This window comes from Burkholderia sp. AU16482 (genome assembly GCF_002223285.1).
GTDB lineage: Bacteria > Pseudomonadota > Gammaproteobacteria > Burkholderiales > Burkholderiaceae > Burkholderia > Burkholderia semiarida.
This window is the reverse complement of sequence record NZ_NKEY01000006.1, coordinates 220,900-238,708: the sequence shown is the minus strand read 5'-3', so window position 1 is coordinate 238,708 and position 17,809 is coordinate 220,900. Positions and strand designations below refer to the sequence as shown.

The window sequence follows — 17,809 nt, the reverse complement described above, 5'->3', positions numbered from 1 at the left end:
ACCATGACAGGCTTCATCGACACTTTCACGCTCGGCGGCCCGGGCCCGACGATCGCGATCAAGGACACGATCGATATCGCTGGCCATCCGACCCGCGCGGCGAGCCGCGCGCTCGCCGACGCGCCGCCCGCCGTACGCCACGCGGACGTGGTCCGCCTGCTGCTCGACGCCGGCTGGCAGATCGCCGGCAAGGCGAACATGCACGAGCTCGCGTTCGGCATGACCGGCATCAACGACTACACGGGCACACCCGTCAATCCGCAGGACGCCTCGCGCATTCCGGGCGGCTCGTCGAGCGGCTCCGCGTCGCTCGTCGGGCTGCGCACTGTCGATGCGGCGCTCGGCACCGATACCGGCGGCTCGATTCGCGGGCCGGCCGCCTGCTGCGGCGTGGCCGGGCTCAAGCCCACGTTCGGCCGTGTGTCGCGGCGCGGCGTCGCGCCCGCGGAAACCACGCTCGATTGCGTCGGGCCATTCGCCCGCGACATCCGCACGCTCGTCGCAGTGATGGCCGCGATCGCGCCGGGCTTCGATCGTGCGCAGGCGACGGCCTCCGTTGAAGGCTGCACGGTCGCTCGACTCGCCGTGGAAGCCGATCCGGCGATCGCCGCCGCGCTCGACGCGGCCGTTCGCGCATCGGGCCTGCGCTCGCACACCGTCGTGCTCGATGCAATGCCGGCCGCGTTCGCTGCGGGGCTCACCGTGATCAACGCGGAAACGTCGCGCGCGTTCGGCCATCTGGTCGCGACCGGCAAACTCGGCGCCGATCTCGATGCACGATTGCGTGCGGCCGCAACGACCGCGCCTGCGGCATTGAAGGAAGCCGAGGCCGTGCGCGCACGCTTCGCCGCGCAGGTCGATGCCGCGCTCGAACACGCGGACGTGCTGGTGCTGCCGACGCTGCCCGCGCTGCCGATCACGCTGCAGCAGGCCCGCGACGGCGTATCGGTGATCGCGATGTCGTCGCTGATCCGGCCGTTCAACCTGAGCGGCCATCCCGCGCTCAGCCTGCCGCTGCCGCTCGCCGGTTCGCCATTGAACGCCGGCTTGCAGATCGTCGGGCGCAAGGGCGCGGACGAACGGGTCTGCGCGATCGCGGCACACTTCGAAGCGGCGCTGGCCGCATGAACCACGATGCGGGGGCCGCCTTCACCGGCGTGCGCCCACGAACCACGGAACACCCCACCATGTCAGACCGAGTCGTCCTCGTCACCGGCGCCGCGCGCGGGCTCGGCGCCGTCATCGCCGAACGCTTCCATGCGGCCGGCTACCGCGTCGCGCTGGCCGACATCGCGGCCGATGCCGTTCATGCGCATGCGCGCGAGCTCGATCCGAGCGGCGAACGCGCGATCGCGCTGCCGCTCGACGTCACGTCGAAACGCGATTTCGAAGCGGCGCGCGATGTGCTCGTCGCGCGCTGGGGCGCGATCGACGTGCTCGTCAACAACGCGGGCGCATCGAAGGTCGTGCCGGCGATGGAGATCACGGCCGAGCAGTTCGACCACGTAATCGACGTGAACCTGCGCAGCGTGCTGTTCGGCTGCCAGGTGTTCGGCCAGTATTTCGCGCGGCGCGGCGCGGGCCGCATCGTCAACATCGCGTCGCTCGCCGGGCAGAACGGCGGCTCGGCCACGGGCGCGCACTATGCGGCCGCGAAAGGCGGCACGCTGACGCTGACCAAGGTGTTCGCGCGCGATCTCGCCGCGCAGGGCGTCACCGTCAACGCGATCTCGCCGGGCCCGCTCGACCTGCCGATCGTGTACGAAAGCGTCGCGCCCGACAAGCTGCGTCAGGTGCTCGCGAGCCTGCCGGGCGGCAAGCTCGGGTCGGCCGCTTTCGTTGCGGATGCAGCCGTATTGCTCGCGTCGGGCGACGCGCATTTCGCGAACGGCGCATGCTGGGACATCAACGGCGGGCTGTACATGCGTTGAGCGGCGGCACGCATCGAGCGCGCGGCGCCGTGCGGTGCCGCGCGGGATGCACGATGCGGGTGGGGTGTGCGACGCGCGTGGCGCGCGCGGGCTGCGTCGCATGCTTGGCGTGCTTCGTGTGGTGCGGCGTGTATGCGCAAGTCCGCCCGCGCACAGCCTCAACCGCTAGCGCGACGACTCCCCGTCGTCGCCCCACACGACCATCACGTCGCGCACGAGCGCGGCGATCGACGTCGCGCCGAGCTTCTCCTTGATGCTCGCGCGATGCACGTCGACCGTCTTCACGCTGATCGACAGATCGGATGCGATCTGCTTGCTGCCCTTGCCGTCCACGACGCCGCGCAGCACTTCCTTCTCGCGCGCGGTCAGCGCATCGAGCCGCTGGCGCAGCTCGCGGTGGCGCTGGCTCACCGCATGCCGCTGCTGCGCGAGCCGCAACGCACGCTGCACGCGCTCGAGCATCTGCTGCGAGTTGTACGGCTTCTCGACGAAATCGATCGCCCCGTTCTGCAGCGCGCGCACCGACATCGGAATGTCGCCGTGCCCGCTGACGAAGATCACCGGCAGCGTCGCGCCGCGCGCGTTCAGTTCGGCCTGCACGTCGAAGCCGCTTTTCTCCGGCATCCGCACGTCGAGCACGAGACACGCAGGCAGGTTCACGTCGAAGCGCGCGAGAAAATCGGCGGCGCTCGCGAATCCCTCGGACGCGATGCCGACCGATTCGAGCAACCAGGCGAGCGACGTCCGCATGCCGCTGTCGTCGTCGACGATGTATACGATCGGTGCGGGTGACGTCATCGCGGGGGTCTCGCTGAATATCGGTATCGGTATCGCACGCGCCGCGCGCAACGCCGGTGGCCGGCGTGGCGCAAGCGTCGTTCGCTGGGGGTGTGCGGCACATCATAACGAGCCGAAAACCCGCTGCAAACCCCTGGACGTGCCGCGCGAACGCACAATCGCGGCTTTTTTTGCACGCGGCGGCACGCGTCTAGGTAGAACCTTTAGACGCGTTGGCAGGAACGCCATCCCGATCGTCAATCGTGCGAATGGTCGGCCGCCTTTTCGCGACGTACGCTTGGGTCATCGTCGGCGATCCGGCGCTGCCCTCGCAGCGCCGCGCGGTTCGCCGCTTTCGTCCAATCAGGAGCGCCCATGTCTTCCACGACCGATATCCAGCGACCGCCGCGCGTCGAACCGACCGACGCGCAGAAGGCCTTCCGCCAGGCGATGGCCCACCTCGGCGCGGCCGTCAACGTGATCACCACCGCGGGGCCGCACGGCCGCTGCGGAATCACCGCGAGCGCCGTGTGCTCCGTCACCGATGCGCCGCCGACGCTGCTCGTGTGCCTGAACCGGTCGAGCGCGATGCACGCGACCTTCGAGCGCAACCGTCAGGTGTGCATCAACGTGCTACCGGCCGAGCACGAACTGCTCGCGCGACACTTCGCGGGGCTCACCGACCTGCCGATGGAACAACGCTTCCAGCTGCCCGTGTGGGATCGCGGCGAACAGGACGTGCCGGTGCTGCGCGATGCGCTCGCGAGCCTGCAGGGCACGATCGCCGAGATGAAGGAAGTCGGCTCGCACTCGGTGATGTTCATCGAGGCGACGTCGATTCGCGTGCGCGACGACGGCGACAGCCTCATCTACTTCAGCCGTGCGTTTCATCGCGTGTCGCGCGCCGCGTGTGTGCGGTGACGTTCGCGCGACTACGCGGACCTGCTGTGCAGCGCGCGCTGCCCGGCCGCGAGCGCGGCGCCCGCGAACAGCGTCAGCGCCGAATACACGAGCCCGCGCGCAAGGCCCGCGCTATCCGACACCCACCCGATCGCGACCGGCCCCGCGATCTGCCCGAACGCGAAGACCGTCGTGAACGCGCTGATGCCCTTCGCCCAGCCGTCGGGCGGCAGGTTGTGCCGCACGAAGGCCGTCGTCGACGCGACCGCCGACAGGAACGTCGCGCCGAACAGCAAGCCCGACGCGAACGCGGCAGCCGGATGCACGAACAGCGCGGGCATCAGCGTCGCGACGCCGAGCAGCGCATTGAGCACGGCGAGCGCGTGGCCGCCGCGCATCCGGTCGAGCAACCCCGACCACAACCGCGCGGACACGACGGTCGCGATCCCGAGCATCACGTAGAACGCGGCGACCACCGTGCCGCTCATCCCCGCGCCGCGCAGCAGCGCGACGATGAACGTCATGTAGCCGATATAGCCGACGCCGAACAGGCCGTAGCCGGCCAGCGCGAGCGCGAAGCGCGCCGGGCTCGCGGTCACCGCCGGTTTCGCGCCGTCGGCGTCGGCCTGCCTCACCGGTGCCGCATGTGCCTGCTCGATGCGGCGTGCAGCCGACACGGCCACCGCCGAGAACAGCACGCATGCCGTCGCGAGCGCGAACCACGCGGGTTGCCAGCCGTGCATGCGCGGCACGAGCGTGGCCGGCACGAGCAAAGACGACGCGACGATGCCCCATCCCGTGCCGCCGTAATAAAGGCCGAGCAGCAGCCCCGCGTCGCGCGGCGACGCGGATGCGAGCCGCGCGGCCAGCACGCCGCCGCTGATGAAGATCGATGCGCTGCCGACACCCGTTGCCAGCCGCTGCGCCAGCAGCGCGTGCATGTCCGACGTGAGCCCGCCCGCGGCCATCAGCACGGCGGTCAACGCGCAGCCGGCCGCGAGCAGCGTGCCCGCGCGCCAGCGCCGCGACAGCAGCGGGAATGCCAGCGCGCCGATCAGGTAGCCGGCCGCGTTCGCCGTGTTCAGCGCGCCGGCCTGCGCGAACGTCCAGCCGAGATCGGCCTTCATCGGCGGCAGCAGCAGCGCGTACGAAAAGCGTGCGAGGCCAAGCGCGATCGCGCTGCCGAGCGACAGGCCGATCGCGAGCCGCCATGCGGCCATGCGGCCGGGATCGGTTGCGCCGGCGTCCGGCCGCGAGCGGCCGGCACGCTCCGGTTGCGGCACTGCACGCATCGGGGGTGTCTCCTTCGTTGTTCGATTCCGGGGCTTCCGCCGCCATCGGTCGATCATACTGGAGCCGCCGTGAAACCGGCGCGCGCACGCGGCAAAATCGCGACGGCCGGTGCGCCCGCTCCCATCGGTCCGGCGCAACGGCGTGAATAAGCCGAAGGTCGGCCGGCGCTGACCCGCACTACCGCCCGAGTCCGGCCGCAAAAGCCGCAAGCAGGGCGCGCCCTTCCGACCATCCGCCCAACCCGGACGCCGCGTTCAGATGGCCGCGTGCGCCGAGCAGAAGCGGCGTCGCGCCCTGTTCCGTTGCCCATTCGAGCGCGCGCCCGGATGGATCGTAAGGATCGTCCGCGCTCGCGATCGCCAGCACCGGCACGCGCCCGAACGAACGCTTCGGCAGGTTCGCGAACGCGGCGGCGGCAACCGGAAAGCGCGGCCCTTGCGGGTCGGGGGCGGCCACGAGAAACGCGCCGCGCACCGCGCGCGCCGACGCGGCATGCCAATGTGCGAACAACAGACAGCCCAGCGAGTGACAAACCACGAGCGGCGGCGCCCCGGCGTTCGCGACGGCCGCGTCCAGCGCCGCCGTCCAGTCGGCCAGTTCGGGCGCCTCCCACGAAGCCGGCGCGATGCGCGCGGCGCCGGGCAACGCCGCCTCCCAGTGGCTCTGCCAATGATCCGGTCCCGAATTACCGATACCCGGCACGATCACGATCGCTTGCTCCATCACGCCCTCCGTCAACGCAAAGCCCGCAGTGTGGCGGTGCGCCGGTCGGCATGGAATGGCAAGTCATCGGTTATTGAGCCAGAATGCCGATGAATCAACGGTACTGGAGGACCGTCATGCCGGACGAAGCACTCGATCGCCTGGATCTTGCGATCCTCGAAGCGCTGCAGGAGAACGCGCGGACGCCGCTGTCGGAAGTGGGCAGGCGTATCGGGCTGTCGCAGCCCGCGACGTCGGAGCGCGTCAAGCGGCTGGAAGAACGCGGCATCATCGCCGGCTACGGCGCACGGATCGATCCGGCGGCACTGGGCTTGGGCATGATGGCCATCATCCGGCTGAAAACGACCCACGAGCACATCAAACCGGCGCTGCGCACGTTTGCCGAGATGCCGCATGTGATCGAAGTCCATCGCATGACCGGCGAGGATTGCTTTCTGCTGAAGGTGCTGGTGCCGACACCGGGCCAGCTCGAAACCCTCATCGATGCGATTGCCCGCTTCGGCGCGGTCACGACTTCGCTGGTGCTGCGCTCCGAGCCGACGAAGGCGATCGGCAAGGCGTTGCTCGGATGACGCTCGCATGCGGCTTTCGTCAATGACATAAAGCGCAGCAATTCCGGCAATTGAATCCAAATTAAAAATGATCGAATTCATTTCGGAGATCCAAATTCGATTCACTAAAAAAAGATGCGTGACCCGCCTGTCGTTTTATCCGGTTTTTTCCAATATTTGAACCGCAAACGCCCTTGTTTAGCACGCTTCCGCTAAAAACCTTGCAACGCATTGCTTTCGTAAATTCATCCGACTAATATCGACGCCACTCGTCCGGCATTCACAAAATATCGAACGAGGAGCGGGATTGTTTTTTCCGCGCTTTCATGTTGAATCACTCATGTTCACCACAGGAGAATTGACATGCAGGAAACCCAGCAAATCGAATTGCTTGACTGGATGCAGGAAGACACGCACCCCGAGGCCGTCGACATGATGGTCGAGGACGCCGTGGTGCCGTTCGGCACCGCGCTCTGGCCGGTCTGAGCGGGCCACCCGTTCTCGCGGAAGGGCCGCGGCCCTTCCGCCGCTTCCGGAGATACGCATGCTGAACCTGCACCGCGCGCTCGGTTTTCACCCGGCGCTGCGCGACAAGCTGGCACGCGGCGAATCGGGGAAACTGCTGGTCGGCTACGACGCCCGCAATCGCGACATCGCGTTGCGCGCCTTTTCCGCCCTGCCCGATTCGCTTGACGCGACCACCCTCTGCCTCGAAAGCACCCCACCCGCCGACATCGCCGCCGCACTCGGCGACGCCGACCTGTTCGTGCTGCTGTACGACTCGTCGTGCCTGCCGACGCCTTCTCCGAGCGGGCCGCCGTTCCTCGCCGCGATCCGCCCCGCGATCGTCGAGCACTGGAGCAAATCGGTTTTATTCAAGGATTACGGCCCGCATCTCGACGAGGCGTTCGCCGAATCGCTCGACGACATCGCCGCACGCAACGCCCGGCTGATCGAGGCGGCCGCGCGCGCGTCGCAGATCCGCTTCATCGACGAAGCCGGCAACACGCTGACGGGCTCGCTCGCGCCGGACCAGAAATGGACGAGCGTGGACGGCATGGGCAACCTCGACGTCGTGCCCGGCGAGATCGCGACGCACGTGACCGACCTGAACGGCTCGGTCGTGTTCAGCGGCACGTTTCTCGGCACCGTGCCGTTCGCGATCAAGTACAAGGTGGCCGAGCGGCTCGCGACGCTGCATGTCGAGCACAGCACGATCGTCGATTTCGACACCGACGACGCAGGCTTCCGCCGCGATTTCTCGACCTATCTCGACCGGCACGCGAATCACCGGCGGATCGAGGAATTCGGCATCGGCACGAACCTCGGGATTCGCGGGCTGTACGGCCGCAACGCAGGGTTCGAGGAACGCCACCCCGGGCTGCATCTCGGGCTCGGCGGCGGCGAAAACGGCAGCCACCATCTCGACCTGATCTTCGCGCGCGGCACGCTCGCGCTCGACGAGCGGATCGTGTTCGACGGCGCGTTCGCCGTCTGACGCGGCGGCGATTGCCGGCTCAGGCTTCGGCGGCCGCCGCGTCGCCGAGCCATTTGAACATCACGAAGCAGTCGACGAAGCCGAGCCGCGCGTGACGGTATGCGCGCGGCAGCCGGCCGACGATCTCGAATCCGAGCTTCTGCCACAGCGCGACCGCGACCTCGTTCGTCGCGACCACCGAATTGAACTGCATCGCGAGGAAACCGCGCTCGCGTGCGACCTGCTGCGAGTGTTCGCACATCAGGCGCGCGACGCCGCGTCCGCGCGCGGCCTCGCTCACCATGTAGCCGCAGTTGCACACGTGCTTGCCCGGCCCGGCCGCGTTCGCCTTCAGGTAGTACGAGCCGAGCAGCACGCCGTCCTCCTCGGCGATCCACGTGCAGAGCGGCGCGTCGAGCCACTGTGCGCGCGCCGCTTCCGGCGTCGGCTCCGGATCGAATGCGTAGGTTTCCTGAGCAGCGACGATGGCGCGGTAGGTCGGCCAGAAGCGTGCGAAATCGTCGTCGGTCATCGGGCGGATCGTGATCATGCGGGTTCTCTCGTGCGGGTGATGTCGGCAGGCAGGCCAGCGATCGTACCGCGATTCATCGACGCTCGCCGGCGCGCAACGCCGCGCTGCGATACGCGCCCCTGATCACACCATCGACCGTGGCCATTCGGCCGAATCGCCACGCTTCGAACCGGATGAAAGAATGATCTTCGTCCGTGAAGCCGGCATCACTGCCTGAAACCTCGAGCCATGAAGACGCCGCGTGCGTGTCGGCCGCAGCGCCGTCGCGATACGGACCGCCTCGTTCCAGCCACCTTTTTTGTAGCTTATAAGTTACAATGCTTTCCAAGTTCGAACTGCTTCGCTATCAGCGCGACGACGGTCGCGAGCCGTTCACCGAGTGGCTGAACGCCGTGCGCGACAAGCTTGCGCAGGCACGGATTCGCGAACGCCTGCGCCGCGTGCAGACCGGCAATTTCGGCGATTGCGAACCGGTCGGCGAAGGCGTGATCGAACTGCGCATCCACGTCGGTGCCGGCTATCGCGTGTACTTCGGCCGGTACGGCGGTGCGCTGATCCCGCTGTTGTCCGGCGGCGACAAGGGTAGCCAACCCGACGACATCAGGCGCGCGAAGGAACACTGGTCGAACTGGAAACGGAGACAAACATGAACAAGCTCAAAGGCGCGGTATCGCACCACGACGCGGAAGTCGCCGAACTCGGCGCCGACCGCGAACTCGCGGTGGCCTATCTGCGCGTCGCAATGGAGTCGCTCGACGATCCCGACAACCGCGCGGCCGGCCTGCTCGCGCTGCGCACGGTCGCGGAAGCGTACGGCGGGCTCGGCGCGGTCGCGGCCGAGGCCGGCATCAGCCGCGAATCGCTGTATCGCACGCTGTCCCCGAACGGCAACCCGACGCTGAAGACCCTGCTCGCGGTGCTCAAGACCGTCGGCCTGCGCCTGTCCGTCGTTCCCGCACAGCCGTCGCACGCGTAACGGGCGCACGTCACGCCTGCCCGCTCACGGCCTGACCATCCATACGAGCAGCATCTCGCCCGGCGCGGCCGTCATCCCCGCCGGCCGATGCTCGATCGTCGGCTCGACCGCCAAGGCCTGCGCGATCGCCGCCGCATCGTCGATCGTCGTCGTGCGCACGAACGTCATCAGCCGCGCCGGCCGGCGCAGCGTCTCGCGATATAGCGCGCCGTACCACAGCGGGCGCATGCCGAGCGCGTCCTGCAGCACGTACGGATAACGCCAGAGCCGCAGCACGAAGCGGCTGTCCGGGTGGGCCGGATCGACGCGGACGAACACGCGCCGCGTGCTTTCGCCGTGCGTATAGCGCGGCAGCACCGGCAGCGCGTCGGCCGGCGCCTGCGGCAACAGCCAGCGCAGCGCGGTGGCCGGCGACCAAGGCGTCGCACGCTGCCAGCCGGCCTGCGCGAGATGGCGGTCGAGCGTGTCCGACGTCACGCTCCATTGCAGCGGCAGATACTCCTCGCGGTCGCCGCCGATCTCGGTGCGACGCGTCGGCACGCGCTGCCACCCGCCGCGCCGCCACTGGTCGACCGTCATCGCGACCACGTCGCCGGCATGCGGGCGCGATGCGCGATCGATCTGCCATTGCGCGGGAACCGTCCATACGCCGGCCGTCGCGAGCACGACCACCATCGCGACGAGCGCGCCTCTCGGCTGCACGTGTTCGCGCACGCGCCAGTACGCGTAGGCGCCGGCGAGCAACGCGAACCACGCGAGCCCGAGGCTCCAGCCGCCCAGCAAACCCGACAACCAGGTATCGCCCACGTACAGCCGCGCAAAACCGCCGAGCACGATCCACAGCACGACCGCCGTCACGACCGGAATGCGCCACGGCGCGGGCCGGTCGCGCGTCAGCACCCAGCCGAGGCCGCTGCTCGCGAGGATCGCGAACGCGGCGTCGGCATCGGGCAGCGGCACGTGCGGCGCGCCGGGCGGCAGGCTCGCCGGCGTCGCGCCGGGCACGCTCGCGCCGAACACCGGCACGAGCACGACGGCGACGCCGACCGTCGCGAGCCACCATGCAGCCGTCAGCCAGCAGCGATGGATCATCAGCCAGACGAGAAATGCGGCCGCGACGATCAGCCCCGTGTCGTGCCCGTGCAGCACGGCGAGCGCGCTCATCGCGGCGTCGACGGGCGGCGTGCGCAGGTTCTGCAGGAACGCGTACAGCGCGATGTCCGCATGCATCAGCGGGTCGTTCGCGACGACGTTCCGCACGATTCCCGCGAACAGCCACACGCAGCCGATGAACAGCAGCGCGAGCACGGGCACCGCGCCCGGCAACGCGCGCAAGCGGGCGATCGCGCCGTGCAATCGCGCGCCGACCCGCGGCCAGCGGTGCGCGCCTGCGTGCACGGCGTCGGCGAGCGCACGGCGCAGCAGCGGCCAGCCGCGCCGCAGCGCGACGCGCACGCCGATCCATACCAGCGCGACCAGCGCGGCCACGACCAGCAGGATGGCGGCGACCCGCACGCTGATCGCCGCGGCCAGTGCGGCCGATGCGCCGAACAGAATGCCGGGCGCGACGTGCACGGGCGCCCACACGAGTGCCGAGATCACGTTGACCGGATAGAACGACCGGCGCGGCAGCGTCGCGCAGCCGACGACGACCGGCACCACCGCCCGCACCGGCGCGAGAAAGCGCGCGAGCACGATGCTCTTCATGCCGTGACGCAACACGAATTCCTCGCCGCGCGCGTACGCGCTCGCGTAGCCGAAGCGCACCCATGCGTTGCGGATCATCCCGCGGTAACGTCGCCCGAGTTCGTAGCTGATCCCGTCGCCGATCACCGCGCCGACGGCCGCGACGCCGATCGTCGCCCATGCATCGAGCGCGCCCGCGCCGATCAGCGCGCCGGCCGCGAACATCACGGCGCCGGCCGGCACGACCGTGCCGATCAGCGCGATCGCCTCGGCGCACGCGGCCACGAATACGATGGCCAGCACGAGCAGCGGATGCGCGCCGATCGCGCCGATCCACGCATGGATCGTGTCGCTCATCGCACACTCCCGAGCGGGGCGGCCCGGTGTGCGAACGCCGGGCCGGCAGGGGCATTGGATACGTTCATCGCAACATGTACACGCTCGCGCCGCCGGCGGGGTTCAGGGGGCAGGGTTGCGGCTCAATCGAACTCGTGCTGCCGCGCGTCGGCCTCGAGCGGCGCATCGTGGTAGCCGACCGTCGCGATCTCGCGCAGGTAGCGCGCAAGAAACGCGCCGATCGAGCCGGCGGCCTCGTATTGATGTACGTGACGGAATTCATGGGTCAGCAGGCGGCGCGTGTCGTGCCCGCGCAGCACGTACACCGCATGACCGAGCGTGAGGCCGATCGTCCCGGGCGACAGCAGCCCCGTCTCGCGGGCGATCTCGGCAAGCGTTGGCGTATCGGGAAACGGCATGCGATCGACCGCCACCACGCGAATGAGGTCCGGCTGCACGACGCCCACCGCGCGCGCATCGTCGGCTTGCGCGGGCGTCAGCGGCGCGCCCCGGGCGAGCCCGCTCGCCGCCTCGGCTTCGGCCCAGGCGAGCGCGGCGGGCAGCGCGGACGGCAGGATATCGGCCAGGTCGATCATCGCGGGCTCCCCGGTTCGCGCAGTGGCATCGCGCACCAGTTTAGTCCCGATTCGGCACGGTTCGCGGGGCGGTTGCGGCGACGGCGCGCCGGGCCGCGTCGGACGTCACGATCCCCCCGGGAATACCCTGATTCGCCCGGGCTGGGGCCGTGCCATTCCGCGTGAATTATTTCGTGTCGGTGGGCATTTCGCGACCCACCATCCTGAAAATTTCGCGAACGAGTACCGTTTTCGGGTTCGGGGGCATATATTGGTCAGAAGAACGGCCGCGGCAACACCCGGACAGCAACGACAGCAGCGCGCGGCGTCATCCCGAAGAGGACCGCTGGAAGATGATCAGGGTAATTCTGGCTGACGATCACGCAGTCATGCGGGACGGACTGCGTCACATCCTGGAAACGGCCGGCGGTTTCGAGATCGTCGGCGAGGCGAGCGACGGCTCGGGCACGCTCGCGCTGGCCGAGCGCGCCGCCGCCGACGTGCTGCTGCTCGACCTGTCGATGCCCGCCCCCACCGGCATCGAGCTGATCCGGCTGGTCAAGCGCCAGGCGCCGTCGCTGCGCACGCTCGTGCTGACGATGCACGCGGAAACGCAGTACGCGGCACGCGCATTCAAGGCCGGCGCCATCGGCTATCTGACGAAGGACAGCGCGACCGCCGAGCTCGTCGAGGCCGTCGGCAAGGTGGCGGCGGGCGGCGTCTACGTGAGCCCGTCCGCGGCCGAAAGCCTCGCTCGCACGTTGCGGGCGCCGGCTCATGCCCTGCCGCACGAGCGACTGTCTGCGCGCGAGCTCGACGTGATGCGCCGCATCGTCACGGGCCGGACCGTCACGCAGATCGCGTGCGAACTCGCGCTGAGCGCGAAGACGGTCAGCACGTACAAGACGCGGATCCTCGAGAAGATGGCGCTGCCGCACGAAGCCGCGCTGATCCGCTACGCGGTGCGCCACGATCTCGACCTCGGCACCGACGACGCATGACGGCCGCCTTCCCCCTCCCGCCCGCCCCGCCGCCGTCGGACGACGACGGTCCGGATACGTCGCGCCTGTTCATGTCGTCGCTGCCGCCTGGCCGACGCGAGCGGCGGCTCGCGCTCGCGACGGTGCTCGTCTCGGCCGTGATCTTCGCCGCGCTCGCGCCGTTCGCAGCGATCCCGCTCGCGCCGGGCTGGGCGTTCATTCCCGTGTACCAGTCGGCGATCGTCGTCAACGACATGGTGACGGCCGGCCTGCTGCTCGGCCAGTACGCGATCCTGCGCGAGAAGCCGCTGCTCGTGCTGGCGGGCGGTTACCTGTTCACGGCGTTCATGGCCGGCACGCACATGCTGACCTTCCCCGGCCTGTTCGCGCCCACCGGCCTGCTCGGCGCCGGCGAACAGACCACCGCATGGCTGTACCTGTTCTGGCATGGCGGCTTTCCGCTGTCGGTCGCCGCGTACGCACTGCTGCGCGCGACCTCGCGCGGCCGTGCGGTGCCGGCCCCGCAGCGTCGCGCGGCGATTCCGGTCGTCCTCTGCATCGCGGCCGCAGGCGGCGTGACGGTCGCGCTCGCGCTGCTCGCGACCGCCGGCCACGACCTGCTGCCGCGCATCATGAGCGGCAACCGGATGACCGCGACGATGACGAAAGCGATCACGGCCGTCTGGGGGTTGAACCTGGTCGCGCTGATGCTGATGTGGCGGCAGCGGCGGCGCCATTCCGTGCTCGACCTGTGGGTGATGACGGTGCTCGTCGCGTGGCTGTTCGACATCGCGCTGTCGTCGATGCTGAACCACGGGCGCTTCGATCTCGGTTTCTATGCGGGGCGCGCGTACGGTCTCGTTGCATCGGGCGTCGTGCTGTTCGCGATGCTGTTCGAAAACGGCCGGCTGCATGCGCAGACAGTGCGCGCACTGGCGGGCGCCCGCTACCAGCATCTGCTCGTCGCACAGAAAAGCGCGCAGTTGAACGACGCGAACGAACGGCTCGAACAGCGCGTCGCCGCGCGCACCGCGCAACTGAGCGCGTCGAACCGCGACCTGCGGCGCGAAGTCGAGGAGCGCGTGCGTGCCGAGCGGGCGCTGCAGGCGTCGCGCGAGGAGCTGCGCGAGATCGCGGCGATCAGCGCCAGCGCGCGCGAAGCCGAGCAGCGCCGCATCGCGCGCGAACTGCACGACGAACTGGCGCAGTCACTCGCGGCGCTGAAGAACGACCTCGAATGGCTGATCGACCGCGTGCCGCAGGACGACGCGTCGCTCGCACGCAAGATCGCGGCAATGCATACGCTCGCACGCGGCGCGGTGGCCGCGACGCGCCGCATCGCGTCCGACCTGCGCCCGCTGATGCTCGACGATCTCGGCTTCGCGGCGGCGATGCAATGGCTCGTGGAGGATTTCCGGCACCGTCACGGGATTACCTGTTCGCTGCACGTCGAGCCGCCCGAGCTGCAACTCGACGAGCCGTATGCGACGGCCGTGTTCCGCATCGCGCAGGAAGCGCTCGCGAATGTCGCGCGGCACGCGGCCGCGTCGCACGCGGCCGTCGAGCTCGTGTGCGGCGGCGAAGCGATCGCGCTGACGATACGCGACGACGGCGCGGGATTCGATCCCGCGGTGCCGCGCAAGTCGAGTTCGTTCGGGCTGGTGGGGTTGCGCGAGCGCGCGTATCTGGTCGGCGGCACGCTGCGGATCGCGACGACACTCGGCGAAGGCACGACGGTGGAGGTGGATATTCCGGTGGCGTCCGTGCATGCGGCGATTGTGCATGAAGGACCCGGCGCGTTGCGGACGAAAGGCTAAAGCGGTCAAAGCAACGGTAGCGGGATGCTGCCGCGAGGGGTCAGTGGTAGTCCTCTTCGCGCTGATGCCGAACGGCCAAGACCGTGACTTGTTCAGCACTTTCGATCTCGAACAGGAGCACATAGCCTGACGTGCCGAAGGAAACGATGAGTTCACGCAGGAAGGGATTGCTCCCATCCAGCTTGCGGCAGGTAAACGGAAACAATCGCAACATGGCCACACCTCGTTCGATCGCTTCCAACGCCCTCGCTGCCGCTTCCTCATCACGTTCGACGAGATATCGATACAGTCGCACCAAGTCTTCGCGCGCCGCACGCGTATATCTGACTTGGTAACTCAATCCGCCGCCTTCTTCGAACGAGCCGCTTTCAGCATGGACTCGAGCTCGCGCTGAACGTCGGCGGCATCGATGTATTCGCCCGTGCGTCGCGCCTCGTCGCGAGACGCCAAACCTCGTGCGACGAACTCGCGCTGCAAGCGTCGCCGAGCGATGCCATCACGCAACGCCGACTCCATGAACGCAGACAGCGTCTCGTTTTCCGCAAGAACTGATTCCGCTTCCTCGCGCAACTGCGGATCGACTCGCAGCGCGGGCATCGTGGCCGTTTTCATCGCACCCTCCATGCATTACATATGTAATACATGGTAGCACATCGGCCCGAATCGACGACAGTCGACCGTTCGTTCTAGTCGAGCTGTCGACGGAACGCTCACGCCCGCGCCGCCACCATCCCCCGCTCCGAGCGCGTCCACGCGACCAGCGCGCCGACGCCGAGCAGCGCGAGGCACACGATCGGCACGATCATCGGCCCGAACGCGGTGCCCGTCATCTTGCCCGCGAACGGCATCAGGTTCTGGCTGAAGAAGCCGCCGAGGTTGCCGATCGAGTTGATCGCCGCGACGCTCGCGGCCGCCCGCGCGCCGGTGAAGTAACGCGGCGGCATCGACCAGAAGCACGGATACAGCAACGGGATGCACGCGCCGCCGAGCACCAGCGCGATGAAGCGCAGCGGCGTCGACGGCAGCACGAGGCTCAGCAGGAAGCCGAGCGCACCGAGCGCCGCGACGATCGCGATCGTGCGCAGGATGCTCTTCGCGCGGCGCAGCTTCGCCGGCAGCCACACCAGCAGCACCACCGCGAGCGCCCACGGCAGCATGCTCAGGAAGCCGTTCGTCGCGCTCGACACGCCGAACGATTTCACGAGCGTCGGCAGCCAGTACGTGACGCCGTACAGCGACGTCGACATCAGCATGTAGGTCGCCGCGAACAGCATCACGCGCGGATCGAGCAGCGCCTTCCACGGCTGCCCGTGCTCGGCCTGCGCCGGCTTCTCGCGCTCCAGCGCGGCCGCGACGATCTGCTTCTCGCGCTCGTCGAGGAACGGCGCTTCGCGGAACGACGCGGGCAGCACGCGGAACACGACGATCGCGACGATCACGGCCGGAATGCCCGTCGCGACGAACACCCACTGCCAGCCCGCGAGCCCCCACACGCCGTTCAGGCTCAGCAACACGCCGCCGACCAGCGAGCCGAGCATGTTCGCCAGCGCGCTGCCGAGCGTGAAGATGCCGAGCACCTTCGCGCGGTAGCTCTGCGGGAACCACAGCGTCAGGTAGTAGATCACGCCCGGATAGAAGCCGGCCTCGGCGATGCCGAGCAGGAAGCGCAGCGAGCAGAACGCGGGCATCGACGTGGTGAAGCCCATCAGCACCGTGATGAGCCCCCAGGTCAGCATGATCCGCGCGAGCCACACGCGTGCGCCGTAACGATGCAGCGCGAGCGTGCTCGGCACCTCGAACAGCAGGTAGCCGATGAAGAACAGCGACGACGCGAGCCCGAACGCGGCTTCCGTCATCCCGAGGCTGTGCACCATCTGCAGTTTCGCGAAACCGACGTTCTGCCGGTCGATGAACGCGATCAGGAACATCACGACGAGGATGGGCAGCAGGCGCCGCGCCATCTTCGACATGATGCGCTGTTCTTCGGCGGACGCGGGGTCCAGGGTGTCGGTAGCGTTCACTTCAGGCTCCTTCGTGAATCGGTTGCGTATCGGTTGAATCGGCGGGTTGAATCGGCGCCGCGCGGAACGAGCGCGCCGGCGCCACGTGGTTCGATGAATGGAATCGGCTCGCGGCCCGCGTGGCTCAACCCGACCGGTAGTCGTCGAGCATCGGCGCGAACATCTCGTGCCACGCGCGCGGCTTGGCCTTGATCGTGCCGGCGAGGTACAGGAATTCGACGTAGTCCATCAGCTGGTTCGGCCGCACCGAGAAGCGCGTGTCGGGCGCGGCCAGCATGCGCATCACGTCGTCGTGCGACACGCCGACGCCGGACGACGCCGCATAGAGCGCCGCCGCCGCGCGCGGGTCCTGCGCGATCAGGCGGTTCGCTTCGTCGAGCGCGCCGAGAAACGCCGCGGCCAACGCGGGCTCCGCATCGACGAGCCGCTTCGGCGCGAACACGACGTCGAGCGTCATCGGCCCGAGCACGTCGACCGAGCTCACCACGCGATGGATGCCCGGCTGCCGCAATTCGAGCGTCGAGAACGGCGGCGACGTGAAGTGCGCGGTCACGCCGTGCTCGCGGCGGATCAGCGCCTGCATCGCCTGCGGATGCGGCAGGTTCACGGTGATCGAATCGAGCTGCGCGAAATGCGTGGGGCCGAGCTGCCGGCTCGCGACCATCTGCAGTACGACCGCCGACAGCGACGTGCGGATGCCCGGCACCGCGATCCGGTCGGACGGCGTGAAATTGCGCAGCGACACGAGACCCGGCCGGTTCGCGTTCAGCGACAGCGACGTGGTCGACAGCCCGCTGATGCCGATCACCTCGACATTCGGAATGCCGCGCGCCCGCGCCCACAGCTCGATGAAACCCGGCGCGCCGGCGCCCGCGAAATCGAGCGTGCCGGCCATCATCGCGTCGTTGACGGAATTGCCGCCGTCGAGCAGCACCCATTCGACCGCGACGTCGCGCACGCCGTGGCGCGCCGCATGCCGCTCGAACAGCCGCTGCTTCTCCATCACGAGCAGCGGCAGGTACAGCACGCCATAGCCTTTCGAGATCCGCACCGTGCGCGGTTTCGCGCGCACGAGCGCCGGGGCCCCGAGCGCGCCCAGCACGCCGAGGCCGGCGGCGATCAACGCGCGGCGGCGCGGCGACGTCGTCATGCGCGCACCGCCGCGCGGCGGACGGCCAGCGGCGACGCGCCGGCCGGCGTGGCGCGGCGGCGCGCGTTCGTCGTGCCCGTGACA

The 17,809-nt window shown here is 68.9% G+C and carries 21 protein-coding genes; 10 read left to right on the top strand and 11 right to left on the bottom strand.

The window, feature by feature from the left end:
- The first annotated feature begins 3 nt into the window (after positions 1-3).
- A complete protein-coding gene (locus CFB35_RS18460; RefSeq protein WP_089465403.1) occupies positions 4-1,128 on the top strand; it encodes an amidase in 1,125 nt (374 codons plus the stop codon).
- A 59-nt stretch (positions 1,129-1,187) separates the two neighbouring features.
- A complete protein-coding gene (locus tag CFB35_RS18455; RefSeq protein WP_059640558.1) occupies positions 1,188-1,931 on the top strand; it encodes an SDR family NAD(P)-dependent oxidoreductase in 744 nt (247 codons plus the stop codon).
- A gap of 165 nt (positions 1,932-2,096) precedes the next feature.
- Here CFB35_RS18455 and CFB35_RS18450 read toward each other — a convergent pair whose 3' ends face one another.
- Positions 2,097-2,729, bottom strand: a complete 633-nt coding sequence (locus CFB35_RS18450; RefSeq protein WP_060315760.1) for a response regulator transcription factor — start codon at positions 2,727-2,729, stop codon at positions 2,097-2,099.
- Between the two features lie 354 nt (positions 2,730-3,083).
- On the opposite strand from CFB35_RS18450, the gene hpaC reads away from it, so the two are divergent.
- Positions 3,084-3,629, top strand: a complete 546-nt coding sequence (hpaC, locus tag CFB35_RS18445) for a 4-hydroxyphenylacetate 3-monooxygenase, reductase component (protein ID WP_059580098.1) — start codon at positions 3,084-3,086, stop codon at positions 3,627-3,629.
- Between the two features lie 11 nt (positions 3,630-3,640).
- Here the strand turns inward: hpaC and CFB35_RS18440 are convergent, their stop codons facing one another.
- Both CFB35_RS18440 and CFB35_RS18435 read right to left on the bottom strand, forming a co-directional pair.
- On the bottom strand, positions 3,641-4,900 hold the full coding sequence (locus tag CFB35_RS18440) for a YbfB/YjiJ family MFS transporter (protein WP_059580095.1): 1,260 nt from the start codon (positions 4,898-4,900) through the stop codon (positions 3,641-3,643).
- Positions 4,901-5,078: 178 nt separating this feature from the next.
- The gene (locus CFB35_RS18435; protein ID WP_089465402.1) at positions 5,079-5,624 is read right to left on the bottom strand and encodes an alpha/beta hydrolase; all 546 of its coding nucleotides are present in this window, start codon (positions 5,622-5,624) and stop codon (positions 5,079-5,081) included.
- A 116-nt stretch (positions 5,625-5,740) separates the two neighbouring features.
- On the opposite strand from CFB35_RS18435, the gene CFB35_RS18430 reads away from it, so the two are divergent.
- The 3 genes from CFB35_RS18430 to CFB35_RS18425 all read left to right on the top strand — a co-directional run bounded on the left by CFB35_RS18430 (position 5,741) and on the right by CFB35_RS18425 (position 7,673).
- Complete coding sequence (locus CFB35_RS18430) at positions 5,741-6,196, top strand: Lrp/AsnC family transcriptional regulator (RefSeq protein WP_059580088.1); 456 nt, start codon at positions 5,741-5,743, stop codon at positions 6,194-6,196.
- 342 nt (positions 6,197-6,538) lie between these two features.
- Positions 6,539-6,661, top strand: a complete 123-nt coding sequence (locus tag CFB35_RS35390) for a hypothetical protein (RefSeq protein ID WP_006479692.1) — start codon at positions 6,539-6,541, stop codon at positions 6,659-6,661.
- 58 nt (positions 6,662-6,719) lie between these two features.
- On the top strand, positions 6,720-7,673 hold the full coding sequence (locus CFB35_RS18425) for a leucyl aminopeptidase (protein ID WP_089465401.1): 954 nt from the start codon (positions 6,720-6,722) through the stop codon (positions 7,671-7,673).
- A gap of 19 nt (positions 7,674-7,692) precedes the next feature.
- Here CFB35_RS18425 and CFB35_RS18420 read toward each other — a convergent pair whose 3' ends face one another.
- A complete protein-coding gene (locus CFB35_RS18420) occupies positions 7,693-8,202 on the bottom strand; it encodes a GNAT family N-acetyltransferase (RefSeq protein ID WP_059580082.1) in 510 nt (169 codons plus the stop codon).
- A gap of 55 nt (positions 8,203-8,257) precedes the next feature.
- Entirely contained in the window at positions 8,258-8,512 is a 255-nt protein-coding gene (locus CFB35_RS34455; protein WP_143328744.1) for a hypothetical protein, read from the bottom strand.
- Between CFB35_RS34455 and CFB35_RS18415 the strand changes: the two genes are divergently transcribed.
- A complete protein-coding gene (locus CFB35_RS18415) occupies positions 8,502-8,834 on the top strand; it encodes a type II toxin-antitoxin system RelE/ParE family toxin (protein WP_089465400.1) in 333 nt (110 codons plus the stop codon). The two genes, CFB35_RS34455 and CFB35_RS18415, sit on opposite strands and share 11 nt — an antisense overlap.
- Positions 8,831-9,160: a DNA-binding protein gene (locus CFB35_RS18410; protein ID WP_006479699.1), complete on the top strand. Its 330-nt coding sequence runs from the start codon at positions 8,831-8,833 to the stop codon at positions 9,158-9,160. The genes CFB35_RS18415 and CFB35_RS18410 overlap by 4 nt, the downstream gene beginning before the upstream one ends.
- Positions 9,161-9,184: 24 nt before the next feature.
- On the opposite strand, the gene CFB35_RS18405 is transcribed toward CFB35_RS18410, so the two are convergent.
- Positions 9,185-11,203 carry a VTT domain-containing protein gene (locus CFB35_RS18405; protein WP_089465399.1) on the bottom strand — a complete coding sequence of 673 codons (2,019 nt, stop codon included), beginning with the start codon at positions 11,201-11,203 and terminating at the stop codon, positions 9,185-9,187.
- Positions 11,204-11,325: 122 nt separating this feature from the next.
- Positions 11,326-11,778, bottom strand: a complete 453-nt coding sequence (locus CFB35_RS18400; RefSeq protein WP_089465398.1) for a hypothetical protein — start codon at positions 11,776-11,778, stop codon at positions 11,326-11,328.
- Between the two features lie 332 nt (positions 11,779-12,110).
- On the opposite strand from CFB35_RS18400, the gene CFB35_RS18390 reads away from it, so the two are divergent.
- A complete protein-coding gene (locus CFB35_RS18390; RefSeq protein ID WP_059580324.1) occupies positions 12,111-12,758 on the top strand; it encodes a response regulator transcription factor in 648 nt (215 codons plus the stop codon).
- Positions 12,755-14,554: a sensor histidine kinase gene (locus CFB35_RS18385; protein WP_089465397.1), complete on the top strand. Its 1,800-nt coding sequence runs from the start codon at positions 12,755-12,757 to the stop codon at positions 14,552-14,554. Before CFB35_RS18390 ends, CFB35_RS18385 begins: the two co-directional genes overlap by 4 nt.
- Positions 14,555-14,594: 40 nt before the next feature.
- Here the strand turns inward: CFB35_RS18385 and CFB35_RS18380 are convergent, their stop codons facing one another.
- The 4 genes from CFB35_RS18380 to CFB35_RS18365 form a co-directional block, all read right to left on the bottom strand.
- The gene (locus CFB35_RS18380; RefSeq protein WP_060967920.1) at positions 14,595-14,894 is read right to left on the bottom strand and encodes a type II toxin-antitoxin system RelE/ParE family toxin; all 300 of its coding nucleotides are present in this window, start codon (positions 14,892-14,894) and stop codon (positions 14,595-14,597) included.
- Positions 14,891-15,166, bottom strand: a complete 276-nt coding sequence (locus CFB35_RS18375) for a YlcI/YnfO family protein (protein ID WP_059580322.1) — start codon at positions 15,164-15,166, stop codon at positions 14,891-14,893. Before CFB35_RS18375 ends, CFB35_RS18380 begins: the two co-directional genes overlap by 4 nt.
- Positions 15,167-15,264: 98 nt before the next feature.
- The gene (locus CFB35_RS18370) at positions 15,265-16,575 is read right to left on the bottom strand and encodes an MFS transporter (RefSeq protein ID WP_059580063.1); all 1,311 of its coding nucleotides are present in this window, start codon (positions 16,573-16,575) and stop codon (positions 15,265-15,267) included.
- Positions 16,576-16,699: 124 nt separating this feature from the next.
- Positions 16,700-17,725, bottom strand: a complete 1,026-nt coding sequence (locus CFB35_RS18365) for an ABC transporter substrate-binding protein (protein WP_089465396.1) — start codon at positions 17,723-17,725, stop codon at positions 16,700-16,702.
- Between the last annotated feature and the right edge of the window lie 84 nt (positions 17,726-17,809).